This is a genomic window from Brachyspira catarrhinii (assembly GCF_005518285.1).
GTDB classification, from domain to species: domain Bacteria; phylum Spirochaetota; class Brachyspiria; order Brachyspirales; family Brachyspiraceae; genus Brachyspira; species Brachyspira catarrhinii.
In genome coordinates this window covers 1-1128 of record NZ_SJDU01000560.1, presented here as the reverse complement: position 1 = coordinate 1128, position 1128 = coordinate 1, and the positions used below count along the sequence as shown (strand labels likewise).

Below are 1128 nucleotides of genomic sequence, written 5' to 3'. Positions count from 1 at the left end.
CTGAGAGAAGAAAAAGAAGAGCGGAAAGGAGAGAAATACGAATTAGAGATTATAATTAATTTATATATAAGAATCGATTGAACGTGCGTTGAAGAATGTTATAAATTGAAAAAAGCACTTTTGTTGGATCTACAAAATAACATATATTATTTTGTATCTATATGCAAAATATTTTAACTTATTTAAATCTAATATTTTCAAATATATATGTTATAATATTACTATCTGATATATAATTATCACTATAATAACTTTTACATCATATAAACAAAATAAATATAGTACATTTATTATAATATATTTTTGTAGTATTTGCTTACTTGATTTATTGCGATAAAATATCTATATATTCTTTAAATTCATTTTCGCCGACTTCAAGATAATCTCCTTCATCTGGTATAATATCATTATCAACTATATATTTTTTATCGACTAGTTCATAAGTATATTCATCATTTTTATTCCTATGAATTATGATTTTTTTATCATCATTTTCTACTAAAAATGGCTCTCTCATATCCATTTTATCGGTTAATAAATCTTTTATATTAGATATTGTAACCTTATTGATAATCCAAGACTGTTGTTCACTCATTTCAAAGCAAAAACATATAAATCTATTATAGTCATCTCTTAATATAAATAATAGAGGGTAATCTTCTTCTACTATTATATAATCCATATACAAATTCCCATATTTAGGAATATTTTTAAAATATATAAAATCACTCATTTTACTACCAATCTACCTCAATTTTTGAAAAATATTCTATAGGTTTAACATTATCATATAACCAAAAATCTACATGAGAATATTTTTTTGAAAAACGTACTACTCCAATTTCACTTTTAGTTTTACCTATAGACATACAAATATCTTTATATTCATCATGTTTTTTGAACAGCCTAAATATTCTTTTAACATCTCTTTCTTTTTTAAAACATGACATAGAATATGTAGATATATCATTTTCGTCATAATTTTTAGGTAAAGGCTTGTCAGAAGAATGTACTTCCTCATAGGTTGTTACAAAACTTTTATCTATAAAACCATATTTACATACTCTATACACTTCTACTTCAGTCTCTTCAATATTATCTAATTCTCTTTCCAAAAGATTTTGTGGT

General features: G+C 23.1%; 2 protein-coding genes. Both read right to left on the bottom strand.

Annotation, left to right across the window (positions count from 1 at the left end; translation table 11 throughout):
- Positions 1 to 325 precede the first annotated feature (325 nt).
- Positions 326 to 733 (bottom strand): hypothetical protein, encoded by a 408-nt coding sequence (locus EZH24_RS12300; protein WP_137999349.1) that lies wholly within the window; start codon positions 731 to 733, stop codon positions 326 to 328.
- 4 nt (positions 734 to 737) lie between these two features.
- The coding region (locus EZH24_RS14340; protein ID WP_161976173.1) for a hypothetical protein at positions 738 to 1128 on the bottom strand (391 nt) is incomplete at its 5' end.